The organism is Streptomyces sp. NPDC001153, assembly GCF_053598315.1.
Map to the genome: position 1 here is coordinate 155512 of NZ_JBSFJZ010000016.1, position 17801 is coordinate 173312.

17 protein-coding genes are annotated in these 17801 nt (G+C 71.7%); 9 read left to right on the plus strand and 8 right to left on the minus strand.

Annotated elements, in window-relative coordinates; all coding sequences use genetic code 11:
- Positions 1 to 205: 205 nt before the first annotated feature.
- On the minus strand, positions 206 to 1081 hold the full coding sequence (locus ACWDEN_RS20205) for a L,D-transpeptidase family protein (protein WP_450859800.1): 876 nt from the start codon (positions 1079 to 1081) through the stop codon (positions 206 to 208).
- A gap of 79 nt (positions 1082 to 1160) precedes the next feature.
- On the opposite strand from ACWDEN_RS20205, the gene ACWDEN_RS20210 reads away from it, so the two are divergent.
- Together ACWDEN_RS20210 and ACWDEN_RS20215 are read left to right on the plus strand one after the other, a co-directional pair.
- Positions 1161 to 2741, plus strand: a complete 1581-nt coding sequence (locus ACWDEN_RS20210) for an acyl-CoA mutase large subunit family protein (RefSeq protein WP_450859801.1) — start codon at positions 1161 to 1163, stop codon at positions 2739 to 2741.
- A 93-nt stretch (positions 2742 to 2834) separates the two neighbouring features.
- The gene (locus ACWDEN_RS20215; protein WP_450859802.1) at positions 2835 to 3416 is read left to right on the plus strand and encodes a Uma2 family endonuclease; all 582 of its coding nucleotides are present in this window, start codon (positions 2835 to 2837) and stop codon (positions 3414 to 3416) included.
- 12 nt (positions 3417 to 3428) lie between these two features.
- Here the strand turns inward: ACWDEN_RS20215 and ACWDEN_RS20220 are convergent, their stop codons facing one another.
- A complete protein-coding gene (locus ACWDEN_RS20220) occupies positions 3429 to 4799 on the minus strand; it encodes an FAD-dependent monooxygenase (RefSeq protein WP_450859803.1) in 1371 nt (456 codons plus the stop codon).
- 71 nt (positions 4800 to 4870) lie between these two features.
- On the opposite strand from ACWDEN_RS20220, the gene ACWDEN_RS20225 reads away from it, so the two are divergent.
- A complete protein-coding gene (locus ACWDEN_RS20225; RefSeq protein ID WP_450859804.1) occupies positions 4871 to 5521 on the plus strand; it encodes a TetR/AcrR family transcriptional regulator C-terminal domain-containing protein in 651 nt (216 codons plus the stop codon).
- A gap of 8 nt (positions 5522 to 5529) precedes the next feature.
- Here the strand turns inward: ACWDEN_RS20225 and ACWDEN_RS20230 are convergent, their stop codons facing one another.
- The 4 genes from ACWDEN_RS20230 to ACWDEN_RS20245 all read right to left on the minus strand — a co-directional run bounded on the left by ACWDEN_RS20230 (position 5530) and on the right by ACWDEN_RS20245 (position 10137).
- The gene (locus ACWDEN_RS20230; protein ID WP_450859805.1) at positions 5530 to 6483 is read right to left on the minus strand and encodes a class I SAM-dependent methyltransferase; all 954 of its coding nucleotides are present in this window, start codon (positions 6481 to 6483) and stop codon (positions 5530 to 5532) included.
- Positions 6484 to 6585: 102 nt separating this feature from the next.
- Complete coding sequence (locus ACWDEN_RS20235) at positions 6586 to 7728, minus strand: acyltransferase family protein (RefSeq protein ID WP_351605987.1); 1143 nt, start codon at positions 7726 to 7728, stop codon at positions 6586 to 6588.
- Between the two features lie 100 nt (positions 7729 to 7828).
- Positions 7829 to 9163 carry an alpha-2,8-polysialyltransferase family protein gene (locus ACWDEN_RS20240; protein ID WP_351605990.1) on the minus strand — a complete coding sequence of 445 codons (1335 nt, stop codon included), beginning with the start codon at positions 9161 to 9163 and terminating at the stop codon, positions 7829 to 7831.
- On the minus strand, positions 9160 to 10137 hold the full coding sequence (locus ACWDEN_RS20245) for a glycosyltransferase family 2 protein (RefSeq protein ID WP_351606204.1): 978 nt from the start codon (positions 10135 to 10137) through the stop codon (positions 9160 to 9162). The genes ACWDEN_RS20240 and ACWDEN_RS20245 overlap by 4 nt, the downstream gene beginning before the upstream one ends.
- A 198-nt stretch (positions 10138 to 10335) precedes the next feature.
- On the opposite strand from ACWDEN_RS20245, the gene ACWDEN_RS20250 reads away from it, so the two are divergent.
- From ACWDEN_RS20250 to ACWDEN_RS20270, 5 genes are all read left to right on the plus strand, one after another.
- Complete coding sequence (locus ACWDEN_RS20250) at positions 10336 to 11658, plus strand: DUF6716 putative glycosyltransferase (protein WP_450859806.1); 1323 nt, start codon at positions 10336 to 10338, stop codon at positions 11656 to 11658.
- A gap of 17 nt (positions 11659 to 11675) precedes the next feature.
- The gene (locus tag ACWDEN_RS20255; protein WP_351605996.1) at positions 11676 to 12905 is read left to right on the plus strand and encodes an N-acylneuraminate cytidylyltransferase; all 1230 of its coding nucleotides are present in this window, start codon (positions 11676 to 11678) and stop codon (positions 12903 to 12905) included.
- Between the two features lie 13 nt (positions 12906 to 12918).
- Positions 12919 to 13857 carry an N-acetylneuraminate synthase family protein gene (locus ACWDEN_RS20260; RefSeq protein ID WP_351605998.1) on the plus strand — a complete coding sequence of 313 codons (939 nt, stop codon included), beginning with the start codon at positions 12919 to 12921 and terminating at the stop codon, positions 13855 to 13857.
- Positions 13858 to 13901: 44 nt separating this feature from the next.
- On the plus strand, positions 13902 to 15086 hold the full coding sequence (locus tag ACWDEN_RS20265) for a hypothetical protein (protein ID WP_351606001.1): 1185 nt from the start codon (positions 13902 to 13904) through the stop codon (positions 15084 to 15086).
- Positions 15087 to 15168: 82 nt separating this feature from the next.
- Positions 15169 to 15330, plus strand: a complete 162-nt coding sequence (locus tag ACWDEN_RS20270) for a hypothetical protein (protein ID WP_450859817.1) — start codon at positions 15169 to 15171, stop codon at positions 15328 to 15330.
- Here ACWDEN_RS20270 and ACWDEN_RS20275 read toward each other — a convergent pair.
- Together ACWDEN_RS20275 and ACWDEN_RS20280 are read right to left on the minus strand one after the other, a co-directional pair.
- Positions 15273 to 15563 (minus strand): class I SAM-dependent methyltransferase, encoded by a 291-nt coding sequence (locus ACWDEN_RS20275; protein ID WP_351606206.1) that lies wholly within the window; start codon positions 15561 to 15563, stop codon positions 15273 to 15275. The genes ACWDEN_RS20270 and ACWDEN_RS20275 overlap by 58 nt on opposite strands.
- Entirely contained in the window at positions 15467 to 15817 is a 351-nt protein-coding gene (locus tag ACWDEN_RS20280) for a hypothetical protein (RefSeq protein ID WP_450859818.1), read from the minus strand. Before ACWDEN_RS20280 ends, ACWDEN_RS20275 begins: the two co-directional genes overlap by 97 nt.
- A 155-nt stretch (positions 15818 to 15972) precedes the next feature.
- On the opposite strand from ACWDEN_RS20280, the gene ACWDEN_RS20285 reads away from it, so the two are divergent.
- The gene (locus ACWDEN_RS20285; RefSeq protein WP_351606004.1) at positions 15973 to 17208 is read left to right on the plus strand and encodes an amidohydrolase; all 1236 of its coding nucleotides are present in this window, start codon (positions 15973 to 15975) and stop codon (positions 17206 to 17208) included.
- Positions 17209 to 17801 lie beyond the last annotated feature (593 nt).

Sequence of the window (17801 nt, forward strand, 5' to 3'; positions counted from 1 at the left end):
TGCCCCTCTGACCTGCGCTTTTGTGGGTCGTGAAAAATTCTTCGGGCGGGGTGTGACGTTTTCGGCGGCCGGTACGCAGTACTGAGTGAGCCGACTGGTCATCGGCCGTCGCACTGAGCCGGGGTTCCCCCCGTACCCACGGCTCGTGCACCTGGCGCGGGCGGGACACGTTCCCCCGGTCCCGCCCGCGCCCCGCAATCCCGCCTCACCAGTGGACGACGACTTTGTCGCCCACCCGCACCTGAGCGAACAGCTGCTGGATCGCCGTCTCGTCCCGGACGTTCACGCACCCGTGCGAGGCCCCCGCGTAGCCACGCGCCGCGAAGTCGTACGAATAGTGCACGGCCTCGCCGCCGCTGAAGAACATCGCGTACGGCATCGGCGAGTGGTAGAGCGTCGACACCCAGTTCCGCTCCTTGCGGTAGACGTGGAAGACACCCTCGCGGGTCGGCGTGTACTGCGCCCCGAACCGCACCGCCGTCGTCGAGAGCGTCCGCCCGCCGACCATCCAGCGAAGCGTCCGCGTCGTCTTGTCGATGCACAGCACGCGCCCGGTCATACAGCGCGGGTCGGGCGCGCCGGCCGGCTGACCGCCCATCAGATACAGCTCCCATGTGCCGGGCGCGTGGGTCATCCCCACCAGCCGCTGCCAGGTGACGGTGTCCGTCCGCCCCGTCCGCGGCAGCCCGCGCTTGCCCTGGAACCCCTGCACGGCCTGCTCGGTCGGAGCGTCGTACGACCCCGTCGGCCCCTCGAACAGCCAGTCCAGCTGGCGCAGCCGCGCCTGCAGCTCCCGTACCCCCAGCCCGCTGTCGCCGCGCGAGTACAGCAGCCGGGGAGCGGGCGCGGGCACGGCGGGGGACGGCGGCCGGGGAGCGGGCGCGGCCGGGGACGGCTGCTCCGTCCGGGTGGGCTGTGCCGCGCGGCTTTCCAGGGGCGGTGCCGGGCTCTGGGCGTACACCGGGGCCCGGGGTTTGCCGTCGGCGTCCGAGGGATGCACGGTGCAGCCGCACAGGGCGGTGAGGGCGGCGAGTGCGGTGGCCGATGTGAGGGCGGCGGCGGGTCTTCGCGAGATCGTCATGCCGGGATGCTTCCCCGCGTGACCGTCGCCGAACGACGGGGCATGGTGAGGGGTGACAAGACGTACTCCGGAGGCATCCATGTCGCGTGAGTCCGAGTCGGGACTGCCCATCGAGCCGGTCTACGGGCCGCGGGACCTGCAGGGCTGGGACCCGGCCGGGAAACTGGGCGAACCGGGCGTGTACCCCTTCACCCGCGGGGTCTACCCGAGCATGTACACCGGCCGGCCCTGGACCATGCGCCAGTACGCGGGCTTCGGCACGGCCGCCGAATCCAACGCCCGCTACCGGCAGCTGATCGCCCACGGCACCACGGGCCTCTCCGTCGCCTTCGACCTGCCCACCCAGATGGGCCACGACTCCGACGCACTCCTCGCGCACGGCGAGGTCGGCAAGGTGGGCGTGGCGATCGACTCGATCGAGGACATGCGGGTGCTGTTCGACGGCATCCCGCTCGACCAGGTCTCCACGTCGATGACGATCAACGCCCCGGCCGCCCTCCTCCTGCTCCTCTACCAGCTGGTGGCGGAGGAACAGGGCGCGCGGGCCGACCAGTTGACGGGCACGATCCAGAACGACGTGCTGAAGGAGTACATCGCGCGGGGGACGTACATCTTCCCGCCGAAGCCCTCCCTGCGCCTGACGGCGGACATCTTCAAGTACTGCACCGCCGAGATCCCGAGGTGGAACACGATCTCGATCTCCGGCTACCACATGGCCGAGGCCGGGGCGTCGCCCGTCCAGGAGATCGCGTTCACGCTGGCGGACGGCATCGAGTACGTCCGCACGGCGGTGGCGGCGGGGATGTCCGTGGACGACTTCGCGCCCCGCCTGTCCTTCTTCTTCGTGGCCCGTACGACGCTGCTGGAGGAGGTCGCCAAGTTCCGCGCCGCCCGCAGGATCTGGGCGCGGGTGATGCGGGAGGAGTTCGGCGCCCGGAACCCCAAGTCCCTGATGCTCCGCTTCCACACCCAGACGGCGGGCGTCCAGCTGACGGCCCAGCAGCCGGAGGTGAACCTGGTGCGGGTCGCGGTGCAGGCGTTGGCGGCGGTGCTGGGCGGCACCCAGTCCCTGCACACCAACTCCTTCGACGAGGCGATCGCGCTGCCGACCGACAGGTCCGCCCGGCTGGCCCTGCGCACCCAGCAGGTGCTGGCCCACGAGACGGACGTGACGGCGACGGTGGATCCCTTCGCGGGGTCGTATGCGGTGGAGCGGATGACGGACGACGTGGAGGACGCGGCCGTCGAGCTGATGCGTCGGGTGGAGGATCTGGGCGGGGCGGTCGCGGCGATCGAGCGGGGCTTCCAGAAGGCCGAGATCGAGCGGAACGCGTACCGGATCGCCCAGGAGACGGACTCCGGGGAGCGGGTGGTGGTCGGCGTGAACCGCTTCCAGCTGGACGAGGAGGAGCCGTACGAGCCGCTGCGCGTCGACCCCGCCATCGAGGCCCGGCAGGCGGAACGCCTGGAGAAGCTCCGGGCCGAACGGGACCGGCGGGCGGTGGACTCGGCGCTGGACGCGCTGCGGAAGGCGGCGGAGGGGGAGGAGAACGTCCTGTACCCGATGAAGGAGGCGCTGCGGGCGCGGGCGACGGTGGGGGAGGTGTGCGGAGCGCTCCGCGGGGTTTGGGGGGCTTACGAGCCGTCGGAGGTGTTCTGAGCTGGGTGGTTACTTCGTATGGGTGATCGCGAGCCGAGTCCCCATGTTCCCGGTTACTCTCGTCGCAGAGTGGGCCCCGAAAAGGAGGACGCCATGGCCGTACTGCAGCAGGAGCTGACCCTGGGCGAGGCTGCCGACCAGCTTGCCCGTGCACTGCCTGGCCACCGCGTGGAGATTCTCCAGGGGAGGCTTACTGTGACACCGCCGCCGGATGGTTCGCACGCTCTGTCGCTGACGAAACTGGGCAGGGCTTTCGACCGGGCGGGGCTCGTTGAGGCGGGGTACGAGTACGTCCAGGGCGTCGGGCTCTGGCTGCCCACGCTGCCTGAGGACTTTGCGATCCCCGACTTCTCGGTCGTCGACCAGGACTTCCGCGACGCCCATGTCACGAAGAACTACTACGCACCGAACGTCTTCCGCATGGTGGTGGAAGTGACGTCCTCGAACTGGTCCGACGACCTCGGTCCCAAGGTCGAGTGCTACGCCCAGGCAGACCTTCCCGCCTACCTCATCGCTGACCGCAAGCACGACGAGGTCCTCCTCTACACCGACCCGGCCGACGGCAAGTACCCCGACCCTCAGCGCTTCAAGCGAGGTCAGTTCGTCCCCGTCCCGGAATCCGTCGGCGTCACCCTCGACCTCCCCGTCGGCACCCTCCTCGACGGCGACGACTGACCACCACCCCGGTCAGACGCCGACCTCGGCCAGGTAGGCCTCGGCCCCGTCCGGCGAGTCTCCCGCCCACCCCACATAGCCGTCCGGGCGGATCAGGCGGACGCCCGGGCCGTAGGACTCCGGCGCCGCCGGGAGCGCCCGCACACCGGCAACGGAGGCGTCCGCGCCCAGCAGCGTCCAGTGCGGTCCCCGGAACGCGTCGAAGAGGCGCACGCCGGACACCGTGCCGTCCGGGGCGCGGTCGCCCGCCCGGACGCCGGCCGGCTCGTCCCGCGTCTCCCTGCTCAGGGACGACTCCCGGTAGCCCAGCCCCAGCTGCACCGTCGCCCTTCCGCGCCGTACCTCGCCGCGGTGGACGCCCGTGGACAGGTCCAGCATGGCCGCCGCGTTCGCCCGGCGCTCCTCCTCGTAGGTGTCCAGCAACGCCTCCGGCGCCCCGCCGCGCAGGACCGCGCCCAGCTTCCAGCCCAGGTTGTAGGCGTCCTGGACGCTGGTGTTCAGGCCCTGGCCGCCGGCCGGCGAGTGGACGTGGGCGGCATCGCCGGCGAGGAAGACCCGGCCCACCCGGAAGCGGTCCGCGAGGGCGGCGCGCGGGCGGAAGCCGGAGGACCAGCGCAGCTCGGTGACGTCCTCGGCGTCCAGGTGGGTGTACGCGGCGACCAGCCTACGGATGCCATCGAAGCCCGGGTCGGGTTCCGTGCCCTCGGCGAGGCGTGCCTGGAGCTGGAAGTCGTTCGTGCCGGCCTGCGGGCACAGGCCGACGACGGTGCCGTCGTCCTTGGGGAAGACGTGCCAGAAGTCCCGGTCCAGGCCCGTCAGCCGTACGTCCGCCACCAGGAACGGCGCCGGGTCGACCGTTTCCCCGGCCATGCCCACGCCCACCGCGCGCCGGACCACCGAGCGCCCGCCGTCGGCCGCGACGACGTACCCCGCGCGCACGGCCGTACCGTCGGCGAACCGGACGGTCACGCCCTCGGCGTCCTGCTCCAGGCCCGTCACCTCGCGCCCGAAGTCCACCCGGCCGCCCAGCTCGAGCAGGCGCGCGTGCAGGATCTCCTGCGTCCGCCACTGTGCGACCATCCACGGCTCGGTGTACGGCGCGCCCTCGTCCGCCTCGATCCTCTCGAACATCGGCAGCTCGCCGACCCGCTCGCCGTCCTTCCAGGTCACCCGGTGCGGATAGGGGCCGCCCGCCGCCCGGATCGCGTCCACCACGCCCAGGTCGTCGAAGACCTCCAGGGTGCGCGGCTGGAGCCCCTTGCCGCGCGAGCCGGGGAACAGCCCCTCCGCCCGCTCCACGACCAGCGCTTCCACGCCCCGGCGGGCCAGGTCGATGCCGAGGGTCAGGCCGGTGGGACCCGCGCCCACGATCAGCACATCCATCACACTTCTCCTTAACGCCGTTAAGTGCCGTTGCCCAGAAGGGTGCCCTTAACGCTGTTAAGCTGTCAAGCGTGAGCCCTGAGAAACGCGCCCCCCTGGACCGCCGCCGCGTCGCCGCCACCGCCCTGCGGCTGCTCAACGAGGTCGGCCTGGACGGCCTGACCCTGCGCGCCATCGCCAGGGAACTGGACGTCAAGGCGCCCGCGCTGTACTGGCACTTCAAGGACAAGCAGGCGCTGCTGGACGAGATGGCGACGGAGATGTACCGGCGGATGGCCGCCGGTACCACGCTCGACCCCGCCGACAGCTGGCAGGAGCGGCTGCTCAAGGCCGGCCGCGGACTGCGGGCGGCGCTGCTCGGCTACCGCGACGGCGCCAAGGTCTACAGCGGCTCACGGTTCACGGGCACGGAGCACGCCCCCCAGCAGGAGGCCGGCCTGCGGCTGCTGACGGAGGCCGGATTCACCCTCGCCCAGGCGGTCCACGCGGCGCGCACGGTGAACGCGTACACCGTCGGCTTCGTCACCGAGGAGCAGGGCGTACAGCCCCTCCCGGGCGAGCGCCGAGAGGGGTACGACATCGAGGAACGCGCCCGGCGGCTGGCCGGCCACCCGCTCGCCGCCGAGGCCGGGAAGCTGCTCTTCGACGGTTACGACGAGCAGTTCGAGGAGGGGCTGGCGATCGTGATCGCGGGGATCGGGGCGCGGTACGGGATCGGCTGAGCGGGCGGTCAGCGCCGGTTGGCGCGTGCCCGGGCGCGTGCCTTGCGGATCGCCCGGGTGGCGACCGGCGGGAGGAGGTCGACGGCGATCCGGCGGACCCTGCTCGCGTTGCGCCGCGGCGCGTGCCGGACCGGCGCCGGCGCGGGAGAGGGCGCCGCGGCCTCCTGAGGTACCGGTACCGGCTCCGGCTCCGCGTCCGCCGCCGCATGCCTGGACGGCGGGAACTCCGGCGCCCGCATCCCCTTCGACTTCAGCCGGACGATCCGGTGCCCGGCGGCCTCCTGGACGCTCAGATGGCAGTCGGACCGCTCCCGCACCATGGCCAGCAGCTCCTCCTGGACCGGCTCCGGGTCGCCCCAGGTGCCGTAGAGCTTCTGGGTGCTCAGACAGACCGGGTGCAGGCCGCGGTTGAGCACGGCCTCCCAGGTGGCTATGGAGACGCCGGGGGTGTGCTCGGAGCGGAAGTCGTCCAGGACGACGATCCCGTCCGGGAGCAGCAGATCGCGGGCGGCCCCGATGTCGCCGTGCACATGCTCGTACAGATGGGAGGCGTCGATGTGCACGAACCGGCAGGAGTCCGGCTCGACCTCGCCGGGCACCAGCGAGCTGGGGCCCTGCAGCACGCGGGGCAGTTCGTCGTGGAAGGAGAGGTAGTTGTCCTCGAAGACGCGCCGGGTCAGCGCGCCGTACGACTTCGCCGACTCCGCCCGGTTGGCGTCGTCCGGGGCGTCGCCCTCGAAGAGGTCGCACACCGTGTACCGCTCGCCCGGCTGCCGGTGCCGGCCGGTGAAGATCGCGCTCTTGCCCATGTACACCCCGACTTCCAGCAGATCACCCCGCATCCCGGTGGTCTCCTGCCGGTTCAGGAACCAGTCGAAGAGCAGCTGGTCGAGCACCGGGAACCAGCCGGGGACGTCGTCGAGACGGCGGGGCGGTCGGATCGCATCCTGGATGGTGGCCATGCGGGGTGGGCACTCCCTCGGTACGGCGTCTGTGAGATCCCTGCGGAAAGCCTGTGCGGCATCTGCGGCAAGGGCTCTACGGTGCCTGCCCGACGGCCCGGTTCAAAACCCAAGACCAGGTGAACGGTCGCCCAACTTACGCTCCTTCAGGGCCCGCTTCAGCCGCGGCCCGAACGGCCTCTCCACGAACCGGTGGATCAGCCAGGCCAGCACCAGCATGCCGAGCACGGTCACCGCGAGCGTCGGCCACGCGGGCAGGCCGAGCCCCCGGTGCAGCACCCGTATGGCGAACCAGCCGAGGTGCTCGTGGACCAGGTAGAACGGGTACGTCAGCGCGCCGGCCGTGACCAGCCAGGACCAGGAGGCCCAGCGCGTCCAGCCCAGTGCCACGGCGGCGACGGCCGCGAAGGCGACGGTGACGATCAGGACGACGACGTAGGGGTCACGGTGCGGGTGCGGGCCCCACAGCCCGCGGGTGGCCTCGCTCTGGGCGAGCAGCCAGGACATCGCGACGATGCCCCACGCGAGCAGGTCGCTGCCGAAGCGGTGTATCAGGTACAGCGCCAGACCGCCTATGAAGAACGGGGCGTACTCGGGCATGACGACCTGGTTCAGCAGCTCGTTGCCGGACGAGTGGCACAGCACGCCCGCCACGGTCCACAGGCACGCGAACAGCACCACCCGGCGGTAGGTCACCCCGCGCAGGACGACGAGCAGCGCGAACAGCACATAGAAGCGCACCTCGACCCAGAGCGTCCAGCACACGCCCAGCACCCGGGTCGCGCCCATCGGCTGCTGGAGCATCGTCAGGTTCACCAGGAACTCGTCGAGCCGGACCGGGTGGACGACGACGGGCAGGGCCAGGGACGCCCCCGTGACCAGGGCCAGGGCCACCCAGTACGCGGGGTACAGACGGGCGACCCGGGAGCGGAAGAAGTCACCGAGGGTGCGGCCCCAGCTGCTCATGCAGATCACGAAACCGCTGATGACGAAGAAGAGCTCGACGCCGAAATTGCCGTAGACCGCGGCCCGGGACAGGCCCGGGAAGAGGTGGCCCGGGCTCCCGTGCCAGGACGCGGAGACCGTGCCGCCGCGGCCGGTGTAGTGGTAGAGGCAGACCATCAGCGCGGCGACGAGCCGCAGACCGTCCAGGGCGAGCAGACGGCTGCGGGGCCTGGAAGCGGGGGCCGTTCCGGGGGCGGGAGGAACGGGAACGGCGGTGCGGGCGGGGGATGGAGCAACCATGGTGTAGGCCGCCTTGCCAGGGTCTCGGCGCCTCACACCCACGACCGGGCCGCTCGGCACACTGTTCGTCAACTGGTCGGTGAACATTCACTCGGAGCTGTCAGCGGCGCACCGAATTGCGCAGACTGCGCGCCTTCTTCGCCATCCGGCGGACCGTCGGGTTGCGCGGGATGAACGCCAGCTGGGCGGGCACCCCGCCGGGCAGGGCCAGCGAGGACAGGCGCCGGCGCTTGAAGTAGCGCATGGTGCGCTGGTTCAGGTTCCGCGCCAGCCAGGCCTCGGTCTCCGGGCGCAGGCTCGGGTAGATCTTCGGCTGCATCGCGAAGCCCACCGCGCGGATCAGCGCGCCGAGCGCGTCCACGGCCATGCCGGTGCGCTGCTCGGTCACCGCGCCGCGGTCGCCGAGGGCGGGCAGCAGCGCGTCGACGATGGTCACCGGGACCCGGTTGCTGTTCTCGTACGGCGTCAGCCGCTCCAGCAGCACCTCGGTGCCGATCCGGGCGACGGGCAGGCCGTACAGGGCCTTGGCCGTGAGCAGGGCGGTGGAGAAGCAGCCGACGACCAGCGCCGGACGCATGCGCTGGTACAGCACCTCGGCGAGGACCGGGGTGTCGAGCACGGTCAGCTCCACCTTCAGCCGCTCCGCCTCCTGCTCCAGCAGGCGGGCGAAGCGGGCCGGGGCGGACGGGTGCGGCTTGAACACCACCTTGGTGTGCCCGAGCGCGGCCGCGCCCTTCAGCATCCGCACATGCAGGTTCTCCTCCTGCTCGGCGGTGAGGATGTCCAGTGCGGACAGGTACTGGCCGAGCAGCAGCGCGGGCTCCTCGACGTCCGGCAACTCGGCGCCGGACGGGGCGAGTTCGGCGAGGACCTTGGTGAAGGCGGCCGTCGGCACGAGCTCGCCGGGCACGTCGAACTCGGTCAGCAGCAGCGGCTTCAGGCCCGGCACCAGGTCCAGGTGGAGCACCCGGTCCACGCGGGTGCCGGCCAGCGGGTCGATCTTGTTGCGGGTCGGGCCGTAGCTCATCAGGCCGTCGGCGTAGACCGTCACCGGGGCGCCGTTGAAGATCTGCGCGAGCGCCAGGGACGGGTTGACCTGGATCGACTCGACGGCCAGCTCCACGTCCTCGTCGCCGAGTTGCCACTCGTGGCGCAGGAAGCGTTCCCACAGCGGCATGTCGTCCACGCGGGGTGCCCAGCCGCCCGGGTGGAACGGGAAGATGGTCTCGTTGTACAGGATCACGTCGTCGAAACGGTCGCGCAGCTTCTCGAAGCCCGGCGCCTCGTCCAGCCCGGGCGTCGTCTCGGGCGTGGCCGCGTTGTTGCAGACCAGCAGGATCCGCCGGTCGGCCGGGCGGAAGCAGCCGGAGTCCAGGGCGGCGGCGAGCGTGGCCGTGCCGTAGAGCGTCGACGCCTGGAAGATCTGGGTGGTCACGCGGCGGCCCCCGCGGAGGCGGGACGGCGGCGCATTCGGCGCAGCTTGGTGGCGCGCTCCAGGTCCATGGAGTCGAGCGCGTCGTCCAGCACGTCCTGCGGCATGCGCCGCAGGGCCGCGGCACTCATGGATTTCAGTTTCTTCGCCACCGCGGGCTCGAACCTTTCGATGGATCCCAGATGATGGGAAATGATGGCGCAATAGGTGCGGACCGCCTTCGGCAACAGGTCATCGGCGTCCCGGTCCTGGGCGGTTTCCGTAATGACCTGATCGAACGCGCGAATGAAATCGAGCTGCCGGACATCGCCGATCTGGGTGAGCGAGGAGGCGACTCCGCGCCGGTAGAACACGCCGAGCATGCTCACCGCGGCGAAGGATTCCGCCTCCCGGTGCAGTTTCCAGATCCACGGCCGGTCCTCGGCCGTGCGCAGACCGTCGGTGAAGTGCAGCAGCCCCTTGTCGACGAGTCGGCGGTGGTAGACGCCCGCCCACGCGTACGCGTAGTCGACGGAGGTGGACCGGTCGGCGGGCAGGATCGCCTCCCGCGGGCTGAGCACCACGTTCCGCCGGCCGACGGGCACCCGGTTCACCGTGCGCGACCGTGCGGTGCACTGCACATGGTCGGTGCGGATGAAGTCGCAGCCGAGTTCCTCCATGGCCGCGACCAGCTGCGGGTAGTAGCCGGGGGCGAGCCAGTCGTCGCCGTCCAGGAAGGTCAGGTACTCACCGCGCGCCCGGTCGATACCGGTGTTGCGGGCGGTCGCCAGCCCTCCGTTCTGCTCGTGCCGGACGTAGACCGCTCCGGGCAGCTCGCGCTCCGCGCGCGCGAGAATCTCTGGTGTCCCGTCGCGCGAACAGTCGTCGACGAGAATGAATTCGAAGTCCTCACGCGCGTTCGCCTTCAGGCTCCTGAGCGTGTCGGGCGCGTATTGCTGCACGTTGTAGAACGGCACGATGACGGAGAGCTTGACCACGGCTTGAACGTTAGGACGAAGCCCGTCATTCGTCTTGACCGCCCGCTTGATGCTGAGTGAACGGCATGTGGCGAAGCCGTGAACCAGGTCTTTTTCGCTTGCCCCGGCGGCCCGATTCGCCATTCGGCGGTGTGCTGTTAACCGTTTGTTGCATTCGGGTTGGGCGGAACCTCGGAATGGCTTCCTAGCGTCTTCGGCGTGCCAGCAAGTGCTACGAAGTCCCTGCGGGTCGCCGTCCTCGCCGATTCCGACACCCGGTGGAAGTGGGGTGCGCTCACAGCGCAGCGCCTCGCCCCCGCGGACGCCGAGATCCGGCTCGACGGCTACCTCCTGCGGGGGCGAGCCACCCCGACGGCCCGTCAGCTGAAGGAGGTCGGCGTCCGGGCGGACTCCCTCCGCGAGGTCACCGGCGTCGAGTTCCTGCGCGGGATGGGCGGCGCCGCCGAAGACCGGTACGACGTCCTCATCCTCGCGCTTGTCGGCGGCGGCGTCCAGGCCATGCTGCACGGGCTGCGCGCCACCTGGGCGGGCGCCGCCCGGCGTCCCGTCGTCGTCACCGGGTACGTCGGTGTCGTCTACGAGAAGCTCGCCGACGGCCTGCTGCTGCGGCACGGCGCCGACCTCGTCCTCGCCAACTCCCGCCACGACGCGGACCGGTTCCGGGCCGTGTACGAGGGTGTGGGCGCCGACGCCTCCTCGGTCACCGAGGTCGCGCTGCCCTTCCTCGGCGGGGCGCCCTACACCGGTGAACACGAGCCCTACACCGTGGTGTTCGCCGCCCAGCCGTCCGTCCCCGACAGCCGCAAGGACCGTACGTACCTGCTCAACCGGCTGATCGAGCACGCCCGGAAACACCCCGAGCGCGAGGTGCTGCTGAAGCTGCGCTCCAAGCCGGGCGAACACACCACCCACATCGAGGAGCTGCCGTACCAGAAGCTGGTCCAGGGCAAGGACGTGCCCGCCAACTTCCGCCTGGTGTACGGCCACATGGGCGGGGTGCTGGACCGCACCGACCTGCTGGTCACGGTCAGCTCCACGGCCGCCCTGGAGGCCCTGCACCGCCGCATCCCCACGGTGCTCCTGACCGACCTGGGCGTGCGCGAGGTGCTCGGCAACCACCACTTCACCGGCTCCGGGTGCCTGGCCTCCTGGGACCAGCTCGACGCCGGGTACCGGCCGGTGCCGGACGCGGAGTGGGTGGCCCGGCAGGGCGTGGCCGCCGACGGGTCGTACGGGACGGCCTTCGACGTCGCGCGTGAACGCATCGCCAAGCTGCTCGACCGCCCCGGCGGCCTGCCGCCCGTGAACCCCTACTACACCCCCGAGACCGCGCCCGGCTATCTGCCCGGCATCCTCGCCCGCCACCACCTCGGCCCCGACGGCGTACCGCTGCCCGGCGCGCCCGCCGCCGACAAGGAGCCCGGGCCGGTCCGCCAGATCGTGCGCCGTGCCGCGCGTGGCGCCTACCGCCACGGCGTGCAGCGGGTCGCCCCGGTGATCCGCCGGATGGGGGAGCTGTGACCTCTCAAGGAGATCGGATGTCCAACTCGGAAGCGGGACAGGGCGCGACGGTGCGCCGGGTGCTCGCGGTGATCCCCGCGCGCGGCGGCTCCAAGGGCGTGCCCGCGAAGAACCTCGCCCCCGTCGGCGGAGTCCCGCTGGTGGCGCGCGCGGTGCGCGAGTGCCGGGCGACCCGGCTGGTGACCGACGTCGTCGTCTCCACCGACGACCAGGCCATCGCCGCCGCCGCCCGCGAGGCCGGCGCCGAGGTCGTGCTCCGGCCCGCCGCCATCGCCGGGGACACCGCGACCTCCGAGGCCGCGGTCCTGCACGCCATGGACGCCCACGAGGCGCTGCACGGCGCGGCGGTCGACGCGGTCCTGCTCGTGCAGTGCACCAGCCCGTTCATCGTCCGCGAGGACATAGACGGGGTGGCCGGCGCGGTCGTCGAGAACGGCGCGGACACGGCCGTCACCGTGGCCCCCTTCCACGGCTTCGTCTGGCGGGAGGCCGACGCCGAGTCCGAGGGCGGCGCCGGGGTCAACCACGACAAGTCCTACCGCCCGCGCCGCCAGGACCGCCCCCAGGACTTCCTGGAGACCGGCGCCGCCTACGCGATGGACGCGGCCGGCTTCCGCAAGCACCAGCACCGCTTCTTCGGCCGTACGGAACTCGTCCGCACCGACCCCGCCCGGGTCCTGGAGATCGACGACCCGCACGACCTGGCCCGCGCCCGCGCCCTGGCCCCCCTGTTCGACGCGGACCGCCCCGGTTCGCTGCCCGCCTACGACGACATCGACGCCGTAGTCCTCGACTTCGACGGCACCCAGACCGACGACCGGGTGCTGATCGACTCCGAGGGACGGGAGTTCGTCTCCGTGCACCGCGGTGACGGACTCGGCATCGCCGCCCTGCGCAGGAGCGGCCTGAAGATGCTGATCCTGTCCACGGAACAGAACCCTGTGGTCGCCGCCCGCGCCCGGAAGCTCAAGCTCCCGGTGCTGCACGGCATCGACCGCAAGGACCTCGCGCTGAAGCAGTGGTGCGAGGAGCAGGGCATCGCGCCGGAGCGCGTGCTCTACGTCGGCAACGACGTCAACGACCTGCCGTGCTTCGCCCTCGTCGGCTGGCCCGTGGCGGTCGCGAGCGCCCACGACGTCGTACGCGGCGCCGCACGCGCGGTCACCACCCTCCCCGGCGGTGACGGCGCGATCCGAGAGATCGCCAGCTGGATCCTCGGCCCCTCTCTCGACTCCCTCCCCAAGTAAGGACATCCCCCTGATGAGCACCAACTCCCGTCTGCGTACGTTCGGTTCGCGCGAGGTCGGCCCGGGCCGTCCCGTCTACATCTGCGGCGAGATCGGCATCAACCACAACGGTGAGCTGGAGAACGCCTTCAAGCTGATCGACGTGGCCGCCGCGGCCGGCTGCGACGCGGTCAAGTTCCAGAAGCGCACCCCGGAGATCTGCACCCCGCGCGACCAGTGGGACATCGAGCGCGACACCCCCTGGGGCCGGATGACCTACATCGACTACCGCCACCGCGTGGAGTTCGGTGAGGACGAGTACCGCCAGATCGACGAGTACTGCAAGGAGAAGGGGATCGACTGGTTCGCCTCCCCGTGGGACACCGAGGCCGTCGCCTTCCTGGAGAAGTTCGACCTGCCCGCCCACAAGGTGGCCTCCGCCTCCCTGACGGACGACGAGCTGCTGCGCGCGCTCCGCGCCACCGGCCGCTCGGTCATCCTCTCCACGGGCATGTCGACCCCGAAGCAGATCCGCCACGCGGTCGAGGTCCTGGGCTCGGACAACATCCTGATGTGCCACGCCACCTCCACCTACCCGGCGAAGGCCGAGGAGCTGAACCTCCGCGTGATCAACACGCTGGAGAAGGAGTACCCGAACGTCCCGATCGGCTACTCCGGCCACGAGACGGGTCTGCAGACCACCCTCGCCGCGGTCGCGCTCGGGGCGGCCTTCGTCGAGCGTCACATCACCCTCGACCGCGCCATGTGGGGCTCCGACCAGGCCGCGTCGGTGGAGCCGCAGGGCCTGGAGCGCCTGGTCCGCGACATCCGCGTGATCGAGGCGTCCCTCGGTGACGGCGTCAAGAAGGTCTACGACTCCGAGCTCGGCCCGATGAAGAAGCTGCGCCGCGTCGCCGGTGCCGTCGCCGAGGCGGAGATCGCGGCCGCGGCCGGCGAGCCGGTCACGGTCTGAAGCCCGACCTCTTGAGCCCCTTACGACGGGACGGTCGTACGCCGATGAGCCCCCGCGCCGGTCATGCCGGCCACCCTCCCCGCACGCTCGCCTTCGTGGAGAGCCCCGTCCAGCTGCTGAACGTACTGGAGTGGGCGCATCTGCACGGGCTGCGCGGCGCGGACCCGGTCCGGCTGCCGGGCTCGGAGCCGCTGCCGGGCACGGACCCGCTTCCGTCCGTGCCCTCGCAGGTGCGGCGGACGGTGGCCGGCGACCCGCCGGGGACCGGCGCGGACCTCACGGTCGTCGTCCTGTCCCCGACCGACCCCATGACCCGGGGCCAGCTGCGCCGCATGGCGGACCTGGCGCGGGACGAGGGGTACCGGGTGCGCTGGGAGGAGGCGCGGGGCGGCACGACCGCGCCCTTCTCGACGATCGGCGGCCTGGCGGGCGCGCTGCGCCGGGCCGACCGGATCGTCATGGGCGACCCGTTCTCGCGGTATGTGCAGTTGCTGCTGACGATCACGCGGGCCAAGGACCTGGTCGTGGTCGACGACGGCACCGCGACGATGGAGTTCGTCGCCCAGCTGGCCCGGGGCGAGCGGCTGGTCCGCTGGCACCGCAAGGGCGGCCGTCCGGGGGCCAGGGACCTGCTCTTCGCGCCGGTGTCGTCCTCGGCCCGCCGCCGGCTGACACCCAGCGCGCGCCGGAGGGTGGAGGTCTTCTCCTCGATGCCGGTGACGGAGACCCCGCAGGGCGTCACGGTCACCGCGAACGACTTCTCCTGGACCCGGGCCCGCTTCGGTCCGCCGCGCATCACCAAGAGCGCGGACATGGTGGGAACGTCCTTGGTGGAAACGGGAGTTGTGGACGGGGCGGCCTATCTGGAGGCGGTCCGTCGCCTGGCCAGGACGCACGGCGCGACCCGCTACTTCGCGCACCGCCGCGAAAGCGCCGAGAAACTCCACCGCCTGGCCGCCGAGACCGGCCTGGAGATAGTCCGCCCGGACCTCCCCCTGGAAGTGATCGCCCGCCGGGGCCCGATCGGCCGTACGGTCCTCAGCTTCCCGTCGACGGTCGTCCACACCCTGCCGCTGGCCCTCGCGGGCACCGGGGTACGGGTGGCGGTCTTCGACATCGACCCGACCTGGCTGACCGAGTCCGCTTCCCCACGGGCGCAGGGCTTCCTGTCGGGGGTTACTGGTACGGCGAGGGACGTGCACCGGCTGGCCGCGGTGAGCCCGGCGTAGCCGGCCTGGCCGGCGTGTCAGGTCGGTTCCTCGTCGGCTTCCGCCGCGATCGTGATCGCCGTCTCTGCCCCCGGAGGTCTCGGTGAGCCGGTTCTCCAGGGGCAGGCAGCTGTGTGCGATCACCCGGGACGGCATCGTGGCCCTGGTGACCTTCGAGGGGCAGTCGCCCAGCACCAGTGCCAGCACCTACGTCACCCTGGACATCACCCTCTGGCGGGACGCCGTACCGGCGCGGAGCGACTGACTCGGCCGGCCTTCCTGGCCAGTGCGAACCGTCGAGTACAGAGCGAGGATGCCGCCCAGGGTGGCGTCCGGCAGGTCCAGGGAGGTCATCGAACCGATGGGGAAGCGCAGTTCGGGGTAGGTGTCGCGGGCCGGCGTCACCATGGCGGGGGAGAGGTCCACGCCGAAGGCCGGGACGCCCAGCTCGTGCAGCAGTGCGGTGACGTGTGCGGGGCCGCTGCCCAGGTCGGCCAGGGGGCCGCGCCGTGCTCGGCGACCAGCTGGTCGAAGGCGGTGATCACGGTGCGGCCCAGGGGATGCCGGCCGTCGGCCGGACACCGGGCGGCGTAGTCCTTGGCGATCGCGTCGTAGGAGATGCGGTTCGTCTGCAGGAAGGTCGTGTGCAGGAAGGTCCAGGTCGCGTCGGTCACGAGTGCGGGCCCCAGCGGGACGCGGGTCGCGCTGTAGTCCGGTTCGTGGACATCGCGAGCGTGACCGTGGCGAGGCATGGTATCCGTGGAAGGAGAAAGAAGGGTTTTACCCATCACAGTCCGCCGCCATGCGTCCGCCGGTCAGATTTTCTTCCCCTAACGGGCTGAAGTTTTGTTGATCGAGGGGTAGTTGACCAGCCGGGCGTCCTACCCTTCAGAGGGTGAAGCAATTGATGTCCCTAGAGTCCGAGGCCGGCCTCGCGGGGGATGTGCTCCCCGGCGTGCTGAGCGAAGCCCTGCACGCCGAACTCGTCGCCTTCCGTCGCGACTTGCACATGCACCCTGAGCTGGGCAATCAGGAGTTCCGTACGACCGCCGCGATCAAGGAGCGGCTGGAGCTGGCCGGGCTTCGGCCCCGGGTGCTCGCCAAGGGAACCGGACTCGTGTGTGACATCGGTGTGGCGGAGGGTGATCGGCCGGCCGTACCGCTGCTCGCACTGCGCGCGGACATCGACGCCCTGCCCATCCCGGACACCAAGACCGACTGCCCGTACCGGTCGACCGTGCCCGATCGGGCCCATGCCTGCGGTCATGACGTGCACACGACCGTCGTGCTGGGGACCGGGCTCGTGCTCGCCGACCTGCACAGCAAGGGTCTGCTGCCCCGTCCCGTGCGGCTGATCTTCCAGCCCGCCGAGGAGGTGCTGCCCGGCGGCGCGCTGGACGCCATCGAGGAGGGGGTGCTGAAGGGGGTCGAGCGGATCCTCGCCGTGCACTGCGACCCCCGCGTCGACGCCGGCAAGATCGGACTGCGGCACGGCGCGATCACCAGCGCCTGCGACCGGCTGGAGATCGCGCTCGACGGCCCCGGCGGCCACACCGCCCGCCCGCACCTGACCACCGACCTGGTCACCGCCGCCGCCCGCGTCGCCGTCGACGTGCCCGCGCTGATCGGCCGCCGTGTGGACACCCGCGCCGGGCTGGCGCTGACCTGGGGGCGGATCGAGTCCGGGCACGCGCCGAACGTCATCCCGCAGCACGCCGAGCTCTCCGGGACCGTGCGCTGCCTGGACCTGGACGCCTGGCGGCAGGCCCCCGACATCGTGCACGCGGCCATCGACGAGGTTGCCACCCTGCACCGCGCCAAGTCCGAGATCACCTATGTGCGCGGGGTGCCGCCGGTCGTCAACGACCGGGAGTCCACCGACCTGCTGCGCCGGGCGATGGCGGCGCGCCGCGGCCGGGACTCCGTCGAGAGCACCGAGCAGAGCCTCGGCGGCGAGGACTTCTCCTGGTACCTGGAGAACGTCCCGGGCGCCATGGCCCGGCTCGGCGTCCGGCGGCCCGGCGAGCGCACCGTGCGCGATCTCCACCAGGGCGACTTCGACGCCGACGAGCACGCGATCACGGTCGGCGTGGAGATGTTCACGGCAGCGGCCTTCCTGGAACCGAACGAGGTACAGGGCTGACCCCGCGGTCCGCGGTGCGGCCGTTCGGCGGAGTCCCGTGTCCCGAGACGGGAGTCCGGCGCGGACCGGAGGCGGGAGTCCGGCGGCCCGAGGCGGGGGACCGGGCTGTCCCCGAGGCGTGAGTCCGGGGTCTGGGCTGGGGGCTCGGGGTGTCGCCGGGGCGGGGAGTCCGGGGGCTGGGGTGTCCCGAGGTGGGAGATCGGCCCGAGGCAGAGGCCAGGCGCGCTTCAGCGGCGAGAGTCAGGCGGGCCCCGCCGGGGAGTCCGGAGTCTTGGGTGAGAGTCCGGCGCGGCCCTGAGGCGGGGAGTCCGGCGCGCCTCTGAGTTCCGGTCCGGGGGCTTCGAGGCGGGAGGCTGGGGCGCTCCCGCGGTGGGAGTCCGGCGCGGGCCGGAGGCGGGAGTCCGGCGGCCCGAGGCGGGGGACCGGGCTGTCCCCGAGGCGTGAGTCCGGGGTCTGGGCTGGGGGCTCGGGGTGTCGCCGGGGCGGGGAGTCCGGGGGCTGGGGTGTCCCGAGGTGGGAGATCGGCCCGAGGCAGAGGCCAGGCGCGCTTCAGCGGCGAGAGTCAGGCGGGCCCCGCCGGGGAGTCCGGAGTC